The organism is Blautia sp. Marseille-P3087 (assembly GCF_900120195.1).
GTDB lineage: Bacteria > Bacillota > Clostridia > Lachnospirales > Lachnospiraceae > Blautia_A.
The window spans coordinates 325,906-347,576 of the sequence record NZ_LT635539.1 but is presented as its reverse complement, the minus strand read 5'-3'; the positions used below and the strand labels follow the sequence as shown (position 1 = coordinate 347,576).

At 43.6% G+C, this 21,671-nt stretch carries 17 protein-coding genes; 1 reads left to right on the top strand and 16 read right to left on the bottom strand.

Annotated elements, in window-relative coordinates; all coding sequences use genetic code 11:
• Positions 1-84 precede the first annotated feature (84 nt).
• The 12 genes from BQ7344_RS01550 to BQ7344_RS01495 form a co-directional block, all read right to left on the bottom strand.
• A complete protein-coding gene (locus BQ7344_RS01550) occupies positions 85-2,916 on the bottom strand; it encodes a penicillin-binding transpeptidase domain-containing protein (protein WP_083585573.1) in 2,832 nt (943 codons plus the stop codon).
• Between the two features lie 62 nt (positions 2,917-2,978).
• On the bottom strand, positions 2,979-3,506 hold the full coding sequence (mreD, locus tag BQ7344_RS01545; RefSeq protein WP_072521128.1) for a rod shape-determining protein MreD: 528 nt from the start codon (positions 3,504-3,506) through the stop codon (positions 2,979-2,981).
• A complete protein-coding gene (gene mreC, locus BQ7344_RS01540; protein WP_083585461.1) occupies positions 3,506-4,387 on the bottom strand; it encodes a rod shape-determining protein MreC in 882 nt (293 codons plus the stop codon). Before mreC ends, mreD begins: the two co-directional genes overlap by 1 nt.
• 19 nt (positions 4,388-4,406) lie before the next feature.
• Entirely contained in the window at positions 4,407-5,420 is a 1,014-nt protein-coding gene (locus tag BQ7344_RS01535; RefSeq protein WP_072521127.1) for a rod shape-determining protein, read from the bottom strand.
• A gap of 12 nt (positions 5,421-5,432) precedes the next feature.
• On the bottom strand, positions 5,433-6,143 hold the full coding sequence (gene radC / locus BQ7344_RS01530; protein ID WP_072521126.1) for a RadC family protein: 711 nt from the start codon (positions 6,141-6,143) through the stop codon (positions 5,433-5,435).
• Positions 6,144-6,230: 87 nt separating this feature from the next.
• On the bottom strand, positions 6,231-7,817 hold the full coding sequence (locus tag BQ7344_RS01525; RefSeq protein ID WP_072521125.1) for an NAD(P)/FAD-dependent oxidoreductase: 1,587 nt from the start codon (positions 7,815-7,817) through the stop codon (positions 6,231-6,233).
• Positions 7,814-8,998 carry a BaiN/RdsA family NAD(P)/FAD-dependent oxidoreductase gene (locus BQ7344_RS01520; protein ID WP_072521124.1) on the bottom strand — a complete coding sequence of 395 codons (1,185 nt, stop codon included), beginning with the start codon at positions 8,996-8,998 and terminating at the stop codon, positions 7,814-7,816. Before BQ7344_RS01520 ends, BQ7344_RS01525 begins: the two co-directional genes overlap by 4 nt.
• Positions 8,999-9,019: 21 nt before the next feature.
• Complete coding sequence (locus BQ7344_RS01515) at positions 9,020-10,297, bottom strand: methionine gamma-lyase family protein (RefSeq protein WP_015542738.1); 1,278 nt, start codon at positions 10,295-10,297, stop codon at positions 9,020-9,022.
• A gap of 1 nt (position 10,298) precedes the next feature.
• Positions 10,299-11,243 carry a tRNA (adenosine(37)-N6)-dimethylallyltransferase MiaA gene (gene miaA / locus BQ7344_RS01510; protein WP_072521123.1) on the bottom strand — a complete coding sequence of 315 codons (945 nt, stop codon included), beginning with the start codon at positions 11,241-11,243 and terminating at the stop codon, positions 10,299-10,301.
• A gap of 16 nt (positions 11,244-11,259) precedes the next feature.
• Positions 11,260-13,302 (bottom strand): DNA mismatch repair endonuclease MutL, encoded by a 2,043-nt coding sequence (gene mutL, locus BQ7344_RS01505; protein WP_072521122.1) that lies wholly within the window; start codon positions 13,300-13,302, stop codon positions 11,260-11,262.
• Positions 13,303-13,321: 19 nt separating this feature from the next.
• Positions 13,322-15,955, bottom strand: coding sequence for a DNA mismatch repair protein MutS (mutS, locus tag BQ7344_RS01500; RefSeq protein WP_235816013.1), 2,634 nt, complete (start codon positions 15,953-15,955; stop codon positions 13,322-13,324).
• 191 nt (positions 15,956-16,146) lie between these two features.
• A complete protein-coding gene (locus BQ7344_RS01495) occupies positions 16,147-16,878 on the bottom strand; it encodes a class I SAM-dependent methyltransferase (protein ID WP_072521121.1) in 732 nt (243 codons plus the stop codon).
• Between the two features lie 143 nt (positions 16,879-17,021).
• Between BQ7344_RS01495 and BQ7344_RS01490 the strand changes: the two genes are divergently transcribed.
• Positions 17,022-17,549 carry a hypothetical protein gene (locus BQ7344_RS01490; RefSeq protein WP_072521120.1) on the top strand — a complete coding sequence of 176 codons (528 nt, stop codon included), beginning with the start codon at positions 17,022-17,024 and terminating at the stop codon, positions 17,547-17,549.
• 69 nt (positions 17,550-17,618) lie between these two features.
• Here BQ7344_RS01490 and BQ7344_RS01485 read toward each other — a convergent pair whose 3' ends face one another.
• From BQ7344_RS01485 to BQ7344_RS01470, 4 genes are all read right to left on the bottom strand, one after another.
• Positions 17,619-18,569: a tRNA dihydrouridine synthase gene (locus BQ7344_RS01485; protein WP_072521119.1), complete on the bottom strand. Its 951-nt coding sequence runs from the start codon at positions 18,567-18,569 to the stop codon at positions 17,619-17,621.
• 3 nt (positions 18,570-18,572) lie between these two features.
• Complete coding sequence (locus tag BQ7344_RS01480) at positions 18,573-19,019, bottom strand: DUF6465 family protein (RefSeq protein WP_072521118.1); 447 nt, start codon at positions 19,017-19,019, stop codon at positions 18,573-18,575.
• An 86-nt stretch (positions 19,020-19,105) separates the two neighbouring features.
• Positions 19,106-20,542: a tRNA (N6-isopentenyl adenosine(37)-C2)-methylthiotransferase MiaB gene (miaB, locus tag BQ7344_RS01475; protein ID WP_072521117.1), complete on the bottom strand. Its 1,437-nt coding sequence runs from the start codon at positions 20,540-20,542 to the stop codon at positions 19,106-19,108.
• 130 nt (positions 20,543-20,672) lie between these two features.
• Positions 20,673-21,578: a M14 family zinc carboxypeptidase gene (locus tag BQ7344_RS01470; RefSeq protein ID WP_072521116.1), complete on the bottom strand. Its 906-nt coding sequence runs from the start codon at positions 21,576-21,578 to the stop codon at positions 20,673-20,675.
• Positions 21,579-21,671: the final 93 nt, after the last annotated feature.

Sequence of the window (21,671 nt, the reverse complement as noted above, 5' to 3'; positions counted from 1 at the left end):
TCCTGAAAATATGTTCCAGACTTCTGGTATTCTCCTGCGTAGCTTTTTCTGCCATTTCCGGAAAGATCTCTTTCGGAAGACACATCAGTCATTTGATGTATTACTGGTATCACTGGAGGCATAGCCTGTCAGAATGGTATCTTCATCTGCCAGATTGTAAATATATTTTAATATATCATTTGCTGTCAGACATGCATTACCGGAAGTATAGCCGTTCGCAATTCTGACTGCAATAGAATATTCCGGTTCATTTGACTCGGATGATGTAGTATATCCGATAAAAAGACCATGGTTCGGATGGTAAATATCAAGCTCCGCTGTACCTGTCTTACCGGATAATGTCACTCCCAGCCCGTTAAACTGCTCATGAGTTTCTACCACTCGACGCATACCGTCATGAATATCTTCCCATACATTACTCGGAACATCACTCATCTCATTTGCAACTGATGGCGCATATTCTTCAATCGTTTTGCCCTGTGCATCAGTTACCTTATCAAGGAGTGACAGATCATAGACTGTTCCGGAAGTGGCAAGTGCTGTTGCATAACGGGCCAGCTGTGTTGTTGTAAACAGATGGTTACCCTGTCCAATATAAGACGGTACCGCTTTGCTGTCTGAAACATGTGGTGATGCCTCAGAAATCTCGATCCCGCTCTTTTTGTCCAGATAAAACTCTGATGCATATTTCTGAAGTTTCGTCAGACTTAAGTTCTCAGAAAAATCTCCGTCTGAATTCTTGCCTGCAAGAAAACCGACCATATTAAAGAAATAGTTACAGGACTGTTCGATTGCCCCTCTGATTTCAAGTGGTCCATGACCCTGCTTATTCCAGCACCAGATAGATGGTGTTACCAAATCGAATTCACCTGTACAGTCAAAATAAGTGCCATCATCAATAATGCCTTCCATCATACCAGTGACCGCGGACAGAAGCTTAAGAGTAGAACCAGGTGCTGTTGTCTGCTGTGTTGCCTTATTAAAGAACGGACTCGACTGATCAAGTGCAAGTTTCGTGTAATAAGATGTATCCATGTTGTTACTGAGACGGTTGTTGTCATATCCCGGATAAGAAACGCATGCCAGTACCTTACCGGTCTTTGCATCTGTAACTACCGCAGATGCAGAACACGGAGTCAGTGCCAGCTGTGCCGGTTCAATCTCAAGATCAGAAATCTTATTGATCATAAAATCATATGCCGACATTGCACCGGAAGCCAGATTTTCATAACAGTTATCTTCTTTTGACAGAACGCCCTGTTCATACAGCACCAGACAAATCTGCTGCCCGGAGATCTGATCATTCATAAGCAGGTATTTATACAGAAGTTTTGAAAATCCGGTATCTGTCTTCAGATAATCTATCACATAATCCGTCAACGCCTGATAAATTTCCTGGGAATCCAGATATTCTCCTTTTGGAGAGATTACCGAAATATTGATCCAGTTCTGGCTCGCTGCATAATTCAGATAATCTTTCAGGCTGATACTCTGGTCATTCGCCCATGCCTGATAAGTCGCATCAGAAGTATCTACAGCATTTTTGTCAATGACACCAAGTGTATCTCTCAGAACCGTATCACAGATATAACTTAAATATTCCTGTACTTCTTTACTTTCATCTTTGTAGGCTGCCGGATTTGAACTTGTCAGCCTGTTAGTTATTGTATCAAAAACTTCCTGCTGCTTTTGTTGAAATTTGGCATAAAGATTTTTTTCTGTATCGGAGGCCTTCTCGTCACTGAATTTATCAATATCAATCACGCTGTTGGAAATCAGTGCATTGTAAACATCATAAATCGGAATGATGATCCGGCTGGCATCATTTTCACCTTCATAATCATATTCTTTGACTGCCTCGATCTTATTCAGAAGGATACCTGCCACACGCTGTTTCAGAATCTGATAAATAGCACTCTGCCAGTCAGAATCTACAGAAAGATAGACGTCATTTCCGGCAACCGGTTCTACGGTTGTATTATTGTCAATCTTAAGTACTTTACCAAGGTTATCGACCGTAACTGTTTCCTGGCCGTCTTTGCCCTGTAACTGAAGTTCCATATACTGTTCAATGCCGGCTTTACCAATGATCGCATCATTGGAATAATCTGAATTTTGTTTTTTGAGACTTTCCAGCTCTTCCGCAGATGCACGTCCGGTATAACCGAGAAGAGGTCCCATGCTGTCATCATCTACATACTGACGGACAGAATCTTCCAGCACATCAATACCCTGTAATTCATTCTGATTTTCCATTACAGCAGCAACTGTACTTTCACTGACATTGGTCGCAATCGTAACTGCCATGTATTTCTGGAAACTGTTTGTGCTGAGTTCATAACGCATGATTGCAATATTCAGGATTTCCTGTTTCGTAAGTTCTTTTGGAAGGCCGTATTGCTTCAACTCTGCATCTGTGTAAGCATTATCTCCATAAAGAACAATAGAAAATCCCTTGTTTCCGGTAAGATAACTCATCATCTCATCCGCCGTTGCATCTGCCTCATCTTCCGTCAGATCATCGATCAGAGCATGACCGTAAATATCCGCCCGAAATCGGTTCAGTGTAAATCCTTCATCTACATCAAAACTGTAATTTCCGTCTTTATCCAGCTGAATATGGAAAGAATTCGACAACGAATCTCCGTTGGATGCAAGGATCTTTAATACTTTATATGCAACCCCGTTCAATGTGAGGTTCTTTTCCCTTGTTGTATCATATGTTCCGTTGTCCTCAAATGTAAGAGAATACGACAGAACATTTGACGCGATGAGTTTATTATTTTTGTCATAAATATTTCCACGGGTACTCTTAAGCACACGTGTCTTAGTCGTTCTTGTCTGAAACTCATTTATATAGTTTTCTCCCTGAATGATCTGGAGATTAAATAACTGTCTGATCAGTACAAATGCCATAAGAAAAAAGACAAGAAGAAGTACAGACGTTCTCTTTAACTGAATTTTTTTGAATAGTTTTTTTATTTTAGTACCCAAATAGACTCACTTTCTTTCCTTGTTGCGCTCATGAAATGATAGTTAATATAGTGAAAAATCCGATACACGATCACAGTAAGGAACACTGTGTAAAAAACTTCCGGAACGATGATTCTTGTAAAATATGTACCCAGTCCCAGTCTTCCCCGAAGCAGAAACTGCAGTCCATATACTGCAAGATTGTAAAATGTATCCATGATCACTGTCAGCATGATCGGCACTTTAATGTCATCATCATAATAAATACGAAATGCGTAACCGCTGAAAAAGCCGACATACATATAGATCAGTGCATAGAAACCAAATACAGATCCATAAAACAGATCTATCAGAAGACCGCTGAAAAAGCCTGTCCATAAGCCCACCTTACGCCCCCGCATAAGTCCCATGGAAACACAGAGAATCAGCAGCAGATTAGGTGTGATCGAACCAATAGATATCAGATGCAACACAGTCGACTGAATCAGAAAACAGACAACTGTCGTCACAAGCAGCACAATCTTGCTTCTCATCACTGTTCTCCTTCCTCTATGGAATCCTGTTTATTTACGGTAATGACAAACACATCTTTGAGATGCTGAAAATCAACAGGTGTAACAAGTGTACCTGTCTTTGTCAAATTGTTGGAATCCAGTGAAATCTCACTGACATATCCGATAAAAAGTCCTTCAACATATTTCTCACTGATATTTGAAGTAACAACCCGTTCTCCTGCTGTTACTTTATCTTCTTTATCATAGAGCTGTGTAAAACGCAGTTTACCCTCATCGATCAGCTCCAGATCTCCTTCGACTACGCAGGTATCATCGGTACCGACAGTCATTGCACTTACATTGCTACTGTCGTCAATGATCGAACGGACAGTTGCCCAGTTACTGCCGACTTCTGTGACAATACCAACCAGGCCTTTTCCGGCAATAACGTTATTGTCTACACGTATTCCGTCTTTGCTGCCCTTATTGATCATAAATGTATCATACCAGTTGCCCGGATCTTTAGAAATGATTCTTGCCGCAACCTTCGGATAATCGGAATACTCCTCATCCAGCTTGTACAGTTCCTGAAGCCGCGTAAGCTCAGACTGGTTCTGAATCAGAATATTATTCTGCTCCGTCAGTGTATCTACTGTATTCTGAAGTTCCTCATTTGCATCTACAAGATCCTGTTTGTCCTTGAATGCCTTATGGAGATCAGTAAGCCATACACCAATCGTATTAATGCTTTTTTCAAAAGGAACTACAATTGTTCCCACTGCCTCCTGAAACGGTACTGTCGTAATCCCGGAAGCAAGCGTAGCAACAATGGTACTTCCGCAGAAAAGCGTCATAATAACAAGCAGATGTTTACTTTTTAAATGTAGACGAAACTGAAACTTTTTTTTCAGGTTTTTCATGTATCATACCCCTAAAAGATCATAATTTACGTTGTTTTACGGGCTGAGCCCACTTCATCAGGTCACGGTCACGGATGATTTTTTCCAGACCTGTGACAGTTGCCTTTTCGTAAAGATCTGAAAGCTTAAACGAAAAGCCGGTGTAACTTGCAAGATAATTATCTATGTATGGAATCTTTGTACTGCCGCCTGTAAGAAAAATCCCCTCACGGGCAATATGGTAGGAAATCTGCGGCGGAATACGCTCAAGAAATGTCTTCATCTCTGCCGCAATATCGTTGACGCAATTCATGATTCCCGCATTGACTACATATCCGGAAATTACTTCTTCTCTCGGAAGGCCGGATATTCCGTCGATACCAACGACTTTACGCGCATCCTTGCGCTGGTCGTTCAAACGTCCCATCGCAAGTTTCAAACGTTTTCCCGTACGCGTACCGATCTGAAGATTGTAACGCTTACGTATCTCATTGCAGATTGCTTCATTCATCTGTCTGCCACCGATCGGAATTTTCCTGGCAATGATGATCTTGCCGTCAGTAATGACCGAAAACTGCGTGCTCTGTGCGCCGATATTAACAATCATGCTTCCCGCATTTTTATTAAGATCCACTCCCATGGCAATCGCATCTGCGATCGGGGCTTCCACCATATATACTTTGTTCTGACGGAGCCAGTGTCCGTTCGCCACATGATAGTATGCCCTTTTTTCGATAGCCGTCATATCAAGTGGTACCGAAAAAAACATATCGGAACCGATACCGAGAAAACGGTCAATTTTTTTCATCATACTGTACAGTGCAATTTCCTGCAGTTCCAGATTGGCAATCATACCAAAAGCCATCGGCGAATTAACTACGATATCAGCAGGTGCTTTTTCAAACATATCGTACGCTTCATTGCCCACGGCGATGATCCTGCGTCCTTTTGACGCAAGCATGTTCTTTTCCATATAACTTTTGTTTTTAAAAAAGGAATAGACTTTAATGCTGCTGCTTCCCAGATCTATTCCGTATGTTTTTCTTAAAAGCATAAAACAATCCCTTCATACCGGATATTCGTCCAACAATCCCTGTTCTCTAAAACTTACGTATCTCTGATCACCGATGATAATATGATCCAGCAGACAGATACCAAGCATCTCACCCGCCTGACTGATCCTCTCCGTAATTTCTCTGTCGCATACACTGGGGGATGGATTTCCTCCCGGATGATTGTGAATCAATATCAGGTTGACCGCATGATAACGCAGAGCTTCCAAAAAGACTTCCCTCGGAGTGATCAGCGTCGCATTGACGGTTCCTTTAGACAGCACTGTATCACCAAGCAGATGGTTCTGATTATCCAGCATCATGCAGATCATCACTTCCTGCTCCTGATGGCGAAGCTGTTCCATATAATACGCTGCGATCGAATCCGGATTTTTAAAATCCAGCATAGACCTTGCGGCCTCACTGGCGATTCGCTTTGACAGTTCCCCAATGCATTTAAGCTGTACTGCCTTGACGACACCTATTCCATGAATCCTGCGCAGTTCAGGCAATGAACTGTGAATAATCCCCGGAAGTCCCGGATAAGAAGACTGCTCCATGTGTTTTAAAATATCATTTGCCAGAGTCAGTGAATTACTTCCTCTGGTCCCTGTCCGAAGTATCACTGCCAGAAGTTCGCTGTCACTTAAAGAGCCTTCACCTTCCCGTATGCATTTCTCATAAGGTCTCTGTGATTCCGGCATTTCTTTGATCGTATGGTTCATTTGATTTACCTGTCCGCTCTCTGTGACAGATTCCCAAAAGAATCAAAGATTATTTTAGCATAAAAAGAGGGAGATGTACACTCCCTCCTAGAAATTCTTAAATTTTTCACATATGAACTCAGCGATTTTTATCCCGTCCATAGCCGCAGAAGTAATACCTCCCGCATATCCTGCGCCTTCGCCGCAGGGGTAAATTCCCTCGATATTTGCACATCCCTGTTTGTCCCGCACAATACGCACAGGCGAGGATGTACGGCTTTCGATGCCGCTTAAAAGTGCATCCGGACGGTCGAAACCTTTTATTTTTCTGCCGAATGCAGTCACACCTTCTTCGATGGAATCTCCAATTACTTTCGGAAGAATCGAACGTACATCTGCAAGGACATATGCCCCTTTCATCTGTGGCATAACCTCGCCAAATTTCATACTTTTCCTGTGTTCTTTGAAATCTCCGAAAAGCTGTACCGGGATTCTGCCTTTTCCAAGTTCCCATGCTGCCTTTTCCAGATTCCTCTGAAAAGCAATACCTCCAAGAGCCCCCTGCTCCGGAAAATCCTCCGGTGAAACAGTAACGATCAGCGCACTGTTGGCATTTTTGCTGTCACGTGCCTGATAACTCATCCCGTTGACTGCAAGCATACCCGCTTCTGAGGATGCATTGACTACATAACCTCCCGGACACATGCAGAACGAATAAATGCCTCTGCCATTCTCACAGGTATACGTCACCTTATAGCTGGCTGCTCCCAGCACTTTGTTTTCTTCTTCACCATAAAGATCCATATTGATCATCTTCTGCGGATGCTCCATACGAAGCCCTACTGCAAATGATTTCGGCTGCATAAAGATTCCACGTCTGTGCAGCATGGAAAAAGTATCACGGGCACTGTGTCCAAGTGCAAGTACACAGACTTCTGCCGGTATTTTTTCTTTGTCATTTATTTCCACAGCACAAAGCCGTCCTTTTTCCATACAAAGGTCTGTTACTTTTGATTCAAAACGGAACGCCCCGCCCATTTCTTCAATCTGATGACGCATGGTCTCAACAATCCCAATCAGCACATCCGTTCCGAGGTGCGGTTTCTGCTGATATACGATTTCCTGCGGTGCTCCCGCCTCCACAAAACGTTTCAGCACTTCATGATTACGTCCGTTCGGATCTTTTACCAGCGTATTCAGCTTTCCATCAGAAAACGTTCCTGCGCCGCCTTCTCCAAACTGTACATTGGACTCCGGATCAAGAATCCCGTCTTTCCAGAAACGATCAACCGTTTCCTTACGCTTCTGCGCTTCCTGTCCGCGCTCCAGTACCAGCGGCCGATAACCCGCTCTTGCCAGATACCATGCACAGAAAAGACCTGCCGGTCCGCTTCCGACAACTACCGGAGGATTCTTCAGAATCTCTTCGCCCGATTTCGGGAAACAATATTCTTTTTTCTCAAAGAAAGTCACATTTTTATCTCTGTTTTTGCGAAGCAGCTTCTTTTCTGCCGGAGTACTCACGTCTACTGTATAGACAAATTTTTTATCGTCTTTATGGCGGGCATCCAATGACTGACGTACGATTTCATAAGAAAAAGTATCTTCCCCGCATTTCAGAATTCTGGCTATTTTTTTTCGTAACTGCTCCTGCCTGTGATCAACAGGAAGTTTTAACTGTGTAATACGTATCATAACTTCTCCCTCGCACTGTGTAAGCCGGCTACCGCGCCGCTTGACCATGCCCACTGCAGATTATAGCCACCGCACGGACCATCAATATCCAGAAGTTCTCCTGCAAAATAAAGCCCTTTATGAATATGTGATTCAAGTGTTTCTGTATTTACCTGAGTTGTGTCAACACCACCGGAGCAAACCTGGGCCTGTTCCAGTCCAGTGCTTTCTTTGACCGTCAGTCTGTATGAAGTCAGCGTCTGAATCAGATCCTTTTGTTTGCGGAAAGCACGGATCAGTTTATCCGGCAAGAGTCCTACAAGGAGTTCCACTGCCGACTGATACGGACAAAGTTCTCGGCGTTTATCCAGCAGTTTTGTCAGTTCTTCCGTCGTATACTCCGGGAAAAAATTAACAGAAAGTTCTGCTATTTTGCCTTCTGCCAATGCACGGACTGCATATCTGCTTAGCTGAAAGACCGGAATTCCCGAAATGCCATAATCCGTAAGCTGAAGTTCGCCCCGTTCTTTACAAAACGGCTTTCCATCCAGAAGCAGGGTCACTTCACCCTCCGTACGCACGCCTGCCCAGGCAGAAAAAGCATTTCCCCTGCAGCGCAGTCCTGTAAGAGCCGGCAGTGGTCTGATGATCCGATGTCCGAGGTTCTCCGCGATTGCATATCCGCTTCCGTCAGAACCAGGAACCTGTGATGCACTGGAACCATTCGCCAGTATCACCCTGTCGCATTCATAAATCCATCCTTCTGTCCGGACTTTCCATCTGCCGTTTTCCTTATAAATGTCCTTCACTTTTTCTCTTGTTTTGATTTTTACTTTCAGAGAATGTGCTTTTTGAACCATCAATTCCGGGATACATTTTGCCTGATTGCTTCTGGGATATACCCAACCATTGCGGTCGACAAAAGCCACACCTATCTGTCCAAAAAACTCCAGCGTATCTTCCATGGAAAACTGTTTCAGGACGCTTTGCACAATTTCCGGATGTTCTCCCCGAAAAATCTCCGGCTGCATATTTTTGTTGGTCAGATTGCAGCGGCCGTTTCCGGTCACGCAGATCTTACGGCCCGGATTTTCGTTCTGTTCAAGAACAGTTACTGTTGCACCATTCTGTGCCGCCACAACTGCTGCAGTCAGTCCGGATGCGCCGCCGCCAATCACGATCACCTGCAGATTTTCACTCATACTTTCTCCCTTTTTCCCTGATCAGGGAAGTGTCACAATCTTTGCGTCAACAAGTTTCTGTAAAGACATCAGTACACCGAGTTTTGCATGTTCCCATGTGAGTCCGCCCTGGAAATAAACTGCATATGGCGGTTTGACCGGACCGTCTGCAGAAAGTTCGATTGAAGATCCCTGCACAAAAGCACCTGCCGCCATGATTACCTGACTGTCATATCCCGGCATATCCCACGGTTCCGGATCTACATAGCTGTCTACCGGTGCCGCTGCCTGAATGCCCTTGCAGAATGCAATCAGCCCTTCCGGCGTACCCAAAGTCACTGCCTGAATGATATCCTGACGTGGTTCACTTCCGTTCGGAACAACCGGGAAACCAAGTTTTTCATAAATATTTGCTGCAAACACAGCACCCTTTAACGCGCCCTTCGTCACCATTGGCGCAAGGAAAAATCCCTGATAGAAAGAGCGATTTACACCAAGAGATGCTCCGACTTCCATGCCAAGTCCAGGACAGGTCATACGTGTTGCTGCATTTTCCACGCATTCTTTTGTTCCTGCAATATAACCACCGATCGGTGCAAGTCCGCCTCCCGGATTTTTGATCAGAGAACCAACGATCATGTCTGCACCTACATCACTCGGTTCTACTGTATCTACAAATTCTCCGTAGCAGTTGTCAACCATACAGATCACATCCGGCTTGATACTCTTGACAAAAGAGATCAGTTCTCCAATCTGTTTTACAGAATATGACGGTCTTGTCTGATAACCTTTTGAACGCTGAATTTCGACAAGTTTTGTTTTTTCATTGATAGCTGCACGAATCGCATCATAATCGAATGTTCCGTCTTCTTTCAGATCAACCTGTCTGTAGGTTACACCATATTCTGCAAGAGAACCTCTGGATGGACGGATTCCAATTACCTCTTCCAGAGTATCATATGGTTTTCCTGCCGGTGCAAGAAGTTCATCACCCGGACGGAGATTTCCAAAAAGTGCAATTGCAAGTGCATGTGTACCACAGGTAATCTGTGAACGGATCAGACAGGCTTCTGTATGGAAGGTGTCCGCATAGACTTTCTCCAGGGTATCTCTTCCAAAATCATCATATCCATAACCGGAAGAAGACTGAAAACACTCTGCGCTTACTTTATTTTTCTGCATTGCCATCAGCACTTTAAGCTGATTGTATTCTGCTGTTTTATCAAACTGCTCAAAACGTTCCTTCAGCGATTCTTCGATCTCTGCCCCAAAATCATATACCTGAGAAGAAATCCCAAGCTGTTCATAAAGTTCTTTCATACTAAACGATCTTCCTTTCCTCACAAATGTGTTTCATATATTTCAGGATTTCTTTTTCATCCCAGTCAAATTTCTCTTTATCTACCCAGATCACATCAGACTCTCTTCGGAACCAGGTAAGCTGCCGCTTCGCAAAATGTCTGGTGTCGCGTTTCAGAATGCGCACTGCTTCTTCCAGCGGATATTCTCCTTCCAGATACGCAAGGATTTCCTTATAACCAAGTCCCTGCATGGAAACCATTCCACGATGGCAGCCTTCTCGCTTAAGCTCTTCGACTTCTTTTACCAGACCTTCTTCCAGCATCTGATCCACGCGCCTGTCAATTCTCTCATATAAAATTTCACGTGGAGCATTCAGCACAAAATAGGCAAGATTATATGGGCTTACCTGTTTTTTCTGTTCTTCATTATGTTCAGAAATCGGTGTTCCGTTTTGATGATAAAATTCCAGTGCCCTGATCACACGTTTGACATTATTGGCATGAATCGACTCTGCACTCGCCGGATCGACCTCGCGAAGACGCTCATGAAGATACTCGGCACCTTTTTCTTCTGCCAGCTTTTCCAGTTCGGCACGGTAGGTATTTTCCTGCTGCGCCTCTGTAAAATCAATATCTCTTGTTACTGCCTGAATATAAAATCCAGTTCCGCCGACAAGAATCGGTACTTTTCCTTTTGCATAGATTTCTTCCATGGCAGCTTTTGCCATCTCCTGAAATTTCACAATATGAAATTCCTCTTCCGGTTCAAGTACATCCACCAGATAATGCTCCACGCCCTGCATTTCTTCCTTACGGATTTTTGCCGAGCCGATATCCATTCTTTTATATACCTGCATGGAATCCGCAGAAATAATTTCCCCGTTCACCGCCTTTGCAAGTGAAATAGACAGGCTTGTTTTTCCCACTGCCGTCGGTCCGGTAAGGACAATTAAAGGTCTTTTCATAACTGCTCCTGTATTTTTATACAATTCTTTTAAATTTCTTTTCCAGTTCTGTGCGCGTCATCGCAATGATTGTCGGACGTCCGTGCGGACAATGATACGGATTATCCAGTGTCAGAAGCTCGTCGATCAGCTTTTCCGCTTCTTCAAAAGACATCGCATGATTGCCTTTTACTGCTGCTTTGCATGCCATAGTAGCAAGTTTTGATGCAAAAATATCCAACGCGTCTGTGCTGTTGTTACCAGAAAGATTGTCAAGCATCTCCAGAAACAGATCTTCCTCCGTCAACCCATAAAGGTTCGACGGAACGGCGCTGATACGATACTCACGCCCACCGAAATTCTCAATTTCAAAACCGAATTGTTCAAAATAGTCTTTATTTGAATTCAGTACTTCTTCTTCCTGCATACTTAAAGTAACGATCATCGGCGGACTCAGATACTGCGAATCGATGGAATGTTCACGGAACTGTTTCACCATACGCTCGTAATATACTTTTTCGTGTGCCGCGTGCTGATCGATGATATAAAAATTATCTTCAAACTGCACCAGCCAGTAAGTATCAAAAATCTGTCCGATTACGCGGATACGGCTTCTGGATTCCGGTGCAAGAAGTTTCTCTTCAAAAAGCTCCAGCTGCTGCGGAGGCGCCTGTTTCTTTTCCGGCTCTTCTGTCGGCTTTAATTCTGTCAGCTTCTTCTCTTCATCCAGTTTCTGGTTTTCACGAAGTGTACCACTGAACATTTCTTCCTCTGCCTTAGAGAATGCAGGTCTGTATTCTGCTGCCGGTTCACTGACAAGTGTTTTGGATGGGGTACTCTGTGAAAGAGGCTTTCGTATTTCCGTTCTTTCATTTAAGCCATCCCTTGCTTCAGGCTTTGGATTTAAATTTGCCTGTACTTCCGGTTTTGGATTTAAATTTGCCTGTACTTCTGGCTTTCTCACCGTGTTCGGGTACATTTCTTCACGGCGTTTCGTTTCAAACGGTTCCGGTACCGCAGCACGGGTGATTTTTTCTTCTTTTGTTTCTGTTTTTGCAGGAGTACTGTCTACAGATACTTTCGGTATCATTTCCCTTCTGGTCAGTGCACTGCGTACCATATCATACACTGCATCATAAACTTCCTGTTCTCTGGCAAAGCGTACCTCTCTTTTCGCCGGGTGTACGTTGACATCGAGATCATTTCCCTCCATCTCCATGCGCAGCGAAACAAATGGAAATTTATGTTGCATCAGAAAGCCTCTGTATGCATTTTCAATAGCCTTTGTGATGATATTGTTTTTTACATAACGGCCATTGATATAATAATTCTCAAAACTGCGGTTTCCTCTGGCAATCTCCGGTTTTCCTACAAATCCTTCTACTTTCATAAAAGAATTTTCATAGTTTACATCCAGAAGAGCTTTTGCAATTTCCCTGCCATACACGCTGTATATTACATCTTTCACACTGTAATTTCCGGATGTATGCAGTTTGACCTGTTTGTTCTGAATATATTTAAACGAAATCTCCGGGTGGGACAGGGCAAGCTGTTCCATCAGTGTATGGATATAATTTGCTTCTGTCATATCTGATTTCAGGAATTTACTTCTCGCCGGTGTATTATAAAAAAGATTTCGCACAAGAAACGTCGTTCCTTCCGGCGCTCCGAGCTCTTCCAGCGCAATTTCCTTCCCACCTTCAATCACATAACGGGAACCGCTGATATCTGAAGGAGTTTTTGTGATCAGTTCTACCTGTGAAACAGCTGCAATACTGGAAAGTGCCTCCCCACGGAAGCCCAGCGATGCAATGTGCTCCAAATCTTCGACCTTTTCAATTTTACTTGTCGCATGACGCAAAAATGCAAGCGGAATCTGCTCAGATTCCATTCCAGATCCATTATCTGTGATACGGATCAGCTTTTTTCCGCCATCTGTGATCTCCACAGTCACAGCCGTTGCTCCGGCATCTATGGCATTCTCTACCAGTTCTTTTACAACCGAAGATGGACGCTCCACTACCTCTCCGGCAGCAATCTTGTCAATTGTGTTCTGATCTAAAACTGCAATTTTTTTCAAAGCACCTCACCCTGCCCTTTTACCAGCGATTTTTGATCTTGTTCTGTAAATTATATAAAATATTCATAGCTTCCATCGGTGTCAGATGTGTCATATCAAGATCACGGATTTCATCTACGATATCATTGTCCTGCACGGTGTCAAAAAGTGACATCTGTGCCATGTCTACCTGATCATACATGATTTTCTGTTTTTTCTTCGGAGCGGTCAGATCCTTAACGGCAGCTGTAATGTCCGCGTCGCTCAGTTCCTCTACCAGCTCTTTTGCGCGGCTGATAACAGAATCCGGAACACCTGCCAGCTTGGCAACCTGAATACCATAACTCTTGTCAGCACCGCCTTTGACAATCTTTCGAAGAAAAACAATATCGTCGCCCTTTTCTTTGACTGCAATACAGTAATTATTCACTCCCGGAATCTTGCCTTCCAGCTCGGTCAGTTCGTGATAGTGTGTCGCAAAAAGAGTCTTCGCGCCGCAAAGCTTTGTATTGCTGATATGTTCGATCACTGCCCAGGCGATGGCAAGTCCGTCAAATGTACTTGTACCACGTCCGATCTCATCGAGGATCAGAAGGCTCTTTGCAGTAGCATTACGGAGAATATTTGCAACCTCTGTCATCTCTACCATAAAAGTACTCTGACCGCTTGCAAGATCATCAGACGCACCCACACGGGTAAAGATACGATCCACGATACCGATATTTGCTTTTTCTGCCGGAACAAAACTTCCGATCTGTGCCATCAGAACGATCAGTGCCGTCTGGCGCATGTAAGTAGATTTACCAGCCATATTCGGTCCCGTAATAACAGAAACACGCTTTTTCTGGTTGTCCAGATATGTATCGTTCGCAATGAACATGTCATTTTCAATCATCTGCTCAACGACCGGATGGCGTCCGCCTTTGATGTCAAGGACACCATTTTCGTTGATCTTTGGTTTCACGAAATTGTTGCGTTCTGCCACAAGTGCAAGTGAAGCAAATACATCGAGTGCCGCAACTGCTTTTGCAGTCTTCTGGATACGTACAACTTCCTGACCGACCTTTTCTCTTACATCTGCAAACAGTTCATATTCCAGGGCATAGAGACGGTCTTCCGCACCAAGGATCAGATCTTCCAGGTCTTTCAGTTCCTGTGTAATATAACGTTCTGCATTTGCCAGGGTCTGTTTACGAACATAGTTGTCCGGAACCTGGTCTTTGAATGAATTTGTCACTTCCAGAGAATAGCCGAATACACGATTATATTTGATCTTGAGGTTCTTGATACCGGTACGTTCTTTTTCTCTTGCTTCAAGTTCCGCCAGCCATTTCTTACCGTCTGTACGGGAACGACGGTATTTATCAACATCCGCATTAAAGCCCTCCCGAATGATACCTCCGTCTTTCTGTGCAAGCGGCGGATCTTCTACAATCGCACGTTTGATCAGATCCGTCACATCTTCCAGCGGATCCATATCTTCATAGATCTGCTTCAGGACAGGCGCTTCGAAATCTTTCAGGATCTGACGAATAAACGGAAGCATTTCAAGCGAAGATGCAAAAGAAACCATATCTCTCGGATTTGCGGACTGATAGCTGATACGGCTGACCAGTCGCTCAAGATCATAGACAGGATTTAAGTATTCTCTGATTTCTTCGCGGAGCATCGGTTTTTGTGTCAGTTCCTCAACTGCTGCCAGCCTCCGGTTGATCTCCTGGGCATCGATCAGTGGCTGCTCTACATAACCACGCAGTGTACGGGCGCCCATCGCAGTCTTTGTCTTATCCAGAACCCACAGAAGAGATCCACGTTTCTGTTTTTCGCGAAGTGTTTCTACAAGTTCAAGATTTCGTCTTGTAGAACTGTCGATCAGCATAAATTTATCTGCGGTATACGGGTGGATCGTTGCCATATGTGACAGCGCTGTTTTTTGCGTCTCGTTGAGATACTGGAACAAAGCACCTGCTGCGATCACGCCGCTGTCATAATCCTGCAGTCCCAGTCCTTCCAGTGTATTTACATGAAAATGTTCTTTCAGAGTACGCTGGCAGAGGCTGTCATCAAAATACCAGTTATCCAGCGGAAAGATGCAGATTCTCAGGCGTTCTTTTAAATCTTCTGTATCAACTCCGCTCATAAAAAAGGCGTCATTACAGATAATTTCTGCCGGAACGAATTTGTTGATCTCGTCAAGCAGTTTCTGTGGTCTGTCTACCTCAGTGAGGAAACAGTCACCAGTCGTAATATCTGCAATGGCACAGCCAAAATGGTCTTCGAGTGAAACGATCGACATCAGATAGTTGTTTTTGGATTCATCCAGTGATGTGGCATCCAGCGTTGTTCCCGGTGTTACCACACGGATGACTTCACGCTTTACAAGTCCCTTTGCTTTCTTCGGGTCTTCGACCTGTTCACAGATTGCAACCTTATGCCCTTTTTCGATCAGTCGTTTAATATACACTTCGGATGCATGGAACGGAATACCGCACATCGGCGCACGTTCTTCCAGTCCGCAGTCCTTTCCGGTCAGTGTCAGTTCCAGTTCTTTAGATACAAGAAGCGCATCGTCAAAGAACATTTCATAAAAGTCACCCAGCCTGTAAAAAAGCACACAATCCTTATATTTTTCCTTTGTTTTGCAGTATTCCTGCATCATCGGACTCATTGCCATTGTGTTTGTAATCTCCTTTTAATGTGAGGCTATATACCTCTTTATCTTAAGTATGACCATGTCTTTTCACAGTAATGATCATTTGGAAAACTGTGTGAAACATGGTCAGGTAGTTGTTAGTTGTATTTTTGAAACTTTTTAATTTTAACATAAATAAACAGGGGGTTCAAGGTGCGGTGATGAGAAAATTTCTATAAAGTGTAGCAGTCATACCGGATTGCCTTTCCGTTTAAGGTGTAGGATGGTTTTCTGCCGGCGAGGAATTCACTCTTCAACGGCCTTTTTACAATAATTTTTTCCGGATTTGCCCTGATTGCCGCATCGAACAGATCCGTCTCTTCGGAGCACGGCGGCTCAAGCTTCTGGATCAGCTGAAGTTTTTTATTGATCAGGCTGGATTTCTGTCTTGCCGGGAACATCGGATCGAGATAGATCACATCTACCGAATCAAGCTGTTTCGCCAGGCATTCTACGCTGTTGCCCTCAATCAGTTTCATTCGGGCCGCAATGTCTTTTAAAACCATATGTTTCTTCGCACGGCGCAGTGCATCCTTCAGAAGTGCCGCGATCACCGGATTCTGTTCATACAATGTAACCTCATAACCCTGCGCTGCCAGAAGGAATGCATCTTCACCCATACCGGCTGTCGCATCAATTGCCTTACGACCGGGTTTCTCCGACTTGGCCGCACGAACCAGCATTTCATGCTGCAGTCTGCCATTCGTGACACGATGAAGCATATTTTCAAAATCACCCTGATAAGTCAGTCCGAAACCTGTCAGAGACACTCCTTTTGCACTGAAAAGAACTGTCAGATATTCTCCCTGTTTTTCTGCAATGCGATAGCCTGTGCGTCTGGCAAAGGCTTCCGCCATATCTCTCTGTCCGCCTTTTTCGAGGCAGATAACAACTTTATCACTCATTTTTTTCTTTCACTTTCCTGGAATAGTCCTATTTTACAATGGAACGCAAAATATTGCAATTGTGGTAGAATTTTCTTTACAAAAACAGCTCAGGACATGATATACTATGAAAAGATCAAACACATAAGCAAAGAGGGATATCTATGAAATACAGAGACGAAATACACATTGCCATGATGGCGCTCGTTTTTTCCTGCGCCATGTTTGCTATTTATGCAGTAGTACCAAAGGACGCTGTCGTAGCTGCCAAAGCCCGTGCCACGGTTACAGAAGCACCAGAGACAGCAGCAGAAGCTGAGGCGATCCGTTCCTCACAGGAAGAAGATGCCGGATTTCCGATTTATACTCAGGACAGCAATTATGATTATGACGATTCTTCGGATAATTCCGACAGTTATGACCCGTCTTATGATAACAGTTCAGATACCAGTTCAGATACCGGCACGGATACTTCTGACACGGACAATTCCAATATCGATTCATCCACTGACAACAATTATGATGACGGTTCCGGTGATAACGTAGTTGATGAGGGTATTTCACAGCCGGGTGATTACGATTATCCTGACAGCACCGACGATGGCGGTGACGGATTCACCTATTACGAACCGGATAACACCGGCACAGATGACACCACATCCTCTGATAACGGCGACTATGCAGAAGAATAATTGCTTTCTATTAATACAAAGAAGCACGAAAGGAAAGGGACACTTTAACGTATTCCCTTTCCTTTTCTTTTACTGTCCGGCTGTAATATTGAACGGACAATTTGCGAACAATTCGTTCACCGCACATTCATACACCGCACATTTTTCACTTTTTTTGATCTTTTTAACATATTTTTTGCTGTCAGTAAACATCGGTGCCAGATAAAACCAGAGTTCTTTCATTTTGAAAAGGACATTTCTGTCTCCGGATACTTCCTGACAGTATGTATGATATACAATATCGTGAAACTTACGTATCTCCTCTTTATCAGCAGCCTTTCCGCCTCGGATCTCTCTTGCAAGAGAAGGCAACGCCAGTACACCGCGTCCCATCATAAAACAATCTACAGACGAAAAGCGTTCCTGCACTTTTGCAAAATCTTCTGCCGAAAAAATATCCCCATTGTAGCAAAGCGGATTTTTACTCTTTTGAACTGCATGTTCAAAAGCTTCCAGATTCGGAATATTTTTATAAAAGTCTTTCTGAACTCTCGGATGAACGATCAGTTCTTCCAGTGGAAAGCGATTATAAATTTCCAGTAAATCTTCAAATTCCTCCGCATCATCCATACCCAGTCGCGTCTTTATGGATATTTTCAAATCGGTATTTGCAAAAATATAATCAAGAAAACGTTCCAGTTCATCCGGTCTCTCAAGAAAACCCGCACCACAGCCTTTCGTAACTACTGTCTTTGACGGACACCCAAGATTCAGATTAATTTCCCGATAACCGAGCCCGGCGAGCTGCGACGCCGTATGCAGAAAATCCTCTGCATTTCTGGTCAGGATCTGCGGAACCGCATACATTCCCTGATTGTTTTCCGGATCAATGTCTTTTTTTTCTCTGCCGCTGAAATTCAGGTTCTGTTTTGCCCTGATAAAAGGAATGAAATATTTATCAAAACCTCCGAAACATTCATAAAGAGCTTTACGATAAATATGATTCGTGATTCCCTCAAGTGGAGCAAGATACAGCTTCATAAATTATAAATTTCCAAGGTCTACTTTGTATTCGTCAGAACCTTCCTGATTTACTGTGTAGTATGCAGCACGTCTCTCAGCGTTAATGTAGATGCTGACATCTCCTGTCAATCCTTTATCTGCAACTGCTTTTTTGACTGCTTTCTCTACGTCTTTCATAGAAACGTTTGTTTCGAAGATTTCAAGAGATACTTCTTTTACTCTTACGCCAGCTGCTTTGCGAACAGTCTTGGTTGCTGTCTTTGTAGCAGTCTTAACTGTTTTTTCTGCTTTCTGAACAACTTCCGGTGCTTTGTTTACAACTTCCTTTACAACCTCTGCTGTCTTCTCAGCCGGTGCGGAAGCCTCAACTTTTTTGGCTGCTGTTTTTACAGTCTCTTTTACTTTTGCTGCTGTTTCAGCAATTGCTTCTGTTGACTTAACTGTTGTTTTTGCATTTCTTTTTCTCATAATAATTTTCCTCCTGAGCATGTATAAATACACTACTTTCTTCTCCGTTACAGTACCACATTCCTCCAAAGCTGTCAAATCTGCCCTTATTCTTCGACAAGAGAGCCCATGTAATAGAAGCCGTGACACTCATCAAGGCTGACTTTGACATACTTACCAAGAAGATCGGCACTGCCCGGGAAATGTACAAGAAGATTATATTCGGTTCTTCCTGTAAAAATTCCTTTTTCTTTGCTTTCTTCCTCTACCAGTACTTCCTGGATGGAACCTTCAAATCTGGAAGAACGTGTACGACCCTCCTTCTGTACCAGTGCAAGAAGACGGTTGAAACGCTCTTTCGCCACATCCTGCGGAACCTGATTCTCCATAGCAGCAGCAGGTGTGTCACTTCTCTTTGAATAAAGGAACGTAAATGCAGTATCATAACCACATTTTGCCACAACATCCAGAGTTTCCTGAAAATCCTCTTCAGTCTCTCCCGGGAAACCAACAATGATATCTGTAGTCAGGGAAATATCCGGGATTGCCTTGCGGATCTTTTCGACCAGATCCAGATATTTTTCCTTATCGTAGCGTCTGTTCATGATCTTCAGGATACGGCTGCTTCCGGACTGAAGCGGCAAATGAAGATGATGACAGATTTTTTTACTTTTTGCCATTGTTTCGATCAGTTCATCAGAAAGATCCTTCGGATGAGAAGTCATAAAGCGGATACGCTTCAGGCCTTCCACATCTTCCAGCATTTCCAGAAGCTGTGCGAATGTAACCGGATGTTCCAGTGTTTTTCCATAAGAGTTTACGTTCTGTCCGAGAAGCATGACCTCTGAGACACCATCTGCAACCAGACGTTTTACCTCTTTTACGATTGCTTCCGGTTCACGGCTTCTCTCACGTCCGCGTACGTATGGTACAATACAGTAACTGCAGAAATTGTTGCAGCCAAACATGATATTAACACCTGACTTAAATGTATAATTACGTTCTGTCGGAAGATCTTCTACGATCTGGTCTGTTCCTTCCCAGATATTGATGATCTGCTGATCCGACTGCAGCATCTCATAGAAAAGCTCTGCAAATTTAAAGATGTTGTGTGTTCCGAATACAAGGTCTACAAATGGATAAGACTTCCTGATCTTGTCAACCACATGCTGTTCCTGCATCATACAGCCAAAAAGAATAATCTTCATATCCGGATTGCGGTCTTTCAGACTATGCAGATGGCCAAGTCTTCCGTATACTTTGAGGTTTGCATTCTCGCGGACAGTACAGGTATTGTACAAGACCACATCTGCCTCTTCATTATCCTGTCGTACATATCCGATTTCGTCCATAATTCCCGCTACGGCCTCAGACTGCTTTTCATTCATCTGGCATCCGAATGTTGTCAGGCAATAGGTAAGCGGACGGCCTGCCGCATTGGATTTCTGTGCGGTTAATGCCTGTGCAAGTTCTATAAATGAACGCTGGCGCAGGGTTTCTTCTGCGCTTGTAATATTTTTCTCTTTAGAGGATTCGTTTGTCATTTCGTACTGACTCCTTCGTTATAATAATCATTTATAATGGTAAATTAATTAATTGCATCTTATAATCATACCGTAATTTCAGGGCTTGTGCAAGCGTTATCTCCTCTATACCATCGATTTGTACTTCCGATTACAGTGAAAAAATATATTCCAGCGGCAGTGTATGGATTTCTCTGTATTCTGTCTGTTTTTCAATCGAAGTATCATGCGCAGCATTTTCACAGGGCACTTCAATACGAAACGCCGGCTGATGGCAAATTTCTGCGTAAAATTGTTCAGGAGAACCATACCCCTGACGGCCTGCAGGTTCCACATCTTCGAGATGGAAATTCTTTTTGTCCATGTCGGATGCACTGCATTTTTGCAGATGTCTTGCCATACGGTATGATTTCTGGTTTGCGCTGAATGCCTGTGGCTGCCGAAAATAAACGATTCTTTTGCCGGCATATCCAAAGGAAAGGAGTCCCCGACCCGGATCATCCTGAAACATTCTTACCAGCGCTTTTGTTTCATTTTCACTTGCAGGCTGCTGGTGGATCTGCTTTCTTCGGTAATAACCGGTAGGAAAATTTTTTCTGAGTTCTGTTCCCCGCGCATTGCCGGTAAATTCTTTGCAGGAGACTTCCTGCATACGTAGCATCTGCCGATAGATGGGATTACGTATGGCAAAGAAATCATTCTCATAAATTTCATAGCCATCCGGATTCAGAAGCGGAACAAAACAGATTGTCCACTTTTCAAATAAATCTCTGAGATCATAGATCTCTTCAAGCTTCCAGCCACATTCCCAGGCTCTTGTGTATTCTTTCATCATCTCCACCAGATAACCCGGCATATATCTGTCTGTGCCGATCATTCCGGCGATACAAAAGACTGTCTGAGTGCCATTTCCCACCCATACTGCCGGTATCAGTCGTTCATCATGAGAACTTCCGATCACCTGAAAGCGTGTAATCCTGCTGTAGCGTCCTGCCGTTTCCCACATTTCGTAATAAAGTTCTTCATATGTACAGAGTGTGTTGTTTGTTTTGATCATATCTTCATTCCTGCTATGTATGAAAAAAGTTATTTGTTCCTCTATCAGTATATGAAAAGAGACAGGTCAAAAGACCTGCCTCTTAAAAATATT

What these genes read in the sequence shown, in the direction of transcription:
- miaB (WP_072521117.1), bottom strand. Translation starts at nt 20,542, where the DNA reads ATGACAAACGAATCCTCTAAAGAGAAAAATATTACAAGCGCAGAAGAA.
- BQ7344_RS01485 (WP_072521119.1), bottom strand. Translation starts at nt 18,569, where the DNA reads ATGAAGCTGTATCTTGCTCCACTTGAGGGAATCACGAATCATATTTAT.
- BQ7344_RS01515 (WP_015542738.1), bottom strand. Translation starts at nt 10,297, where the DNA reads ATGAAAGAACTTTATGAACAGCTTGGGATTTCTTCTCAGGTATATGAT.
- BQ7344_RS01525 (WP_072521125.1), bottom strand. Translation starts at nt 7,817, where the DNA reads ATGATACGTATTACACAGTTAAAACTTCCTGTTGATCACAGGCAGGAG.
- BQ7344_RS01520 (WP_072521124.1), bottom strand. Translation starts at nt 8,998, where the DNA reads ATGAGTGAAAATCTGCAGGTGATCGTGATTGGCGGCGGCGCATCCGGA.
- mreC (WP_083585461.1), bottom strand. Translation starts at nt 4,387, where the DNA reads ATGAAAAACCTGAAAAAAAAGTTTCAGTTTCGTCTACATTTAAAAAGT.
- BQ7344_RS01535 (WP_072521127.1), bottom strand. Translation starts at nt 5,420, where the DNA reads ATGCTTTTAAGAAAAACATACGGAATAGATCTGGGAAGCAGCAGCATT.
- miaA (WP_072521123.1), bottom strand. Translation starts at nt 11,243, where the DNA reads ATGAAAAGACCTTTAATTGTCCTTACCGGACCGACGGCAGTGGGAAAA.
- BQ7344_RS01490 (WP_072521120.1), top strand. Translation starts at nt 17,022, where the DNA reads ATGAAATACAGAGACGAAATACACATTGCCATGATGGCGCTCGTTTTT.
- BQ7344_RS01550 (WP_083585573.1), bottom strand. Translation starts at nt 2,916, where the DNA reads ATGGCATTTGTACTGATCAGACAGTTATTTAATCTCCAGATCATTCAG.
- radC (WP_072521126.1), bottom strand. Translation starts at nt 6,143, where the DNA reads ATGAACCATACGATCAAAGAAATGCCGGAATCACAGAGACCTTATGAG.
- BQ7344_RS01495 (WP_072521121.1), bottom strand. Translation starts at nt 16,878, where the DNA reads ATGAGTGATAAAGTTGTTATCTGCCTCGAAAAAGGCGGACAGAGAGAT.
- BQ7344_RS01470 (WP_072521116.1), bottom strand. Translation starts at nt 21,578, where the DNA reads ATGATCAAAACAAACAACACACTCTGTACATATGAAGAACTTTATTAC.
- BQ7344_RS01480 (WP_072521118.1), bottom strand. Translation starts at nt 19,019, where the DNA reads ATGAGAAAAAGAAATGCAAAAACAACAGTTAAGTCAACAGAAGCAATT.
- mutS (WP_235816013.1), bottom strand. Translation starts at nt 15,955, where the DNA reads ATGGCAATGAGTCCGATGATGCAGGAATACTGCAAAACAAAGGAAAAA.
- mreD (WP_072521128.1), bottom strand. Translation starts at nt 3,506, where the DNA reads ATGAGAAGCAAGATTGTGCTGCTTGTGACGACAGTTGTCTGTTTTCTG.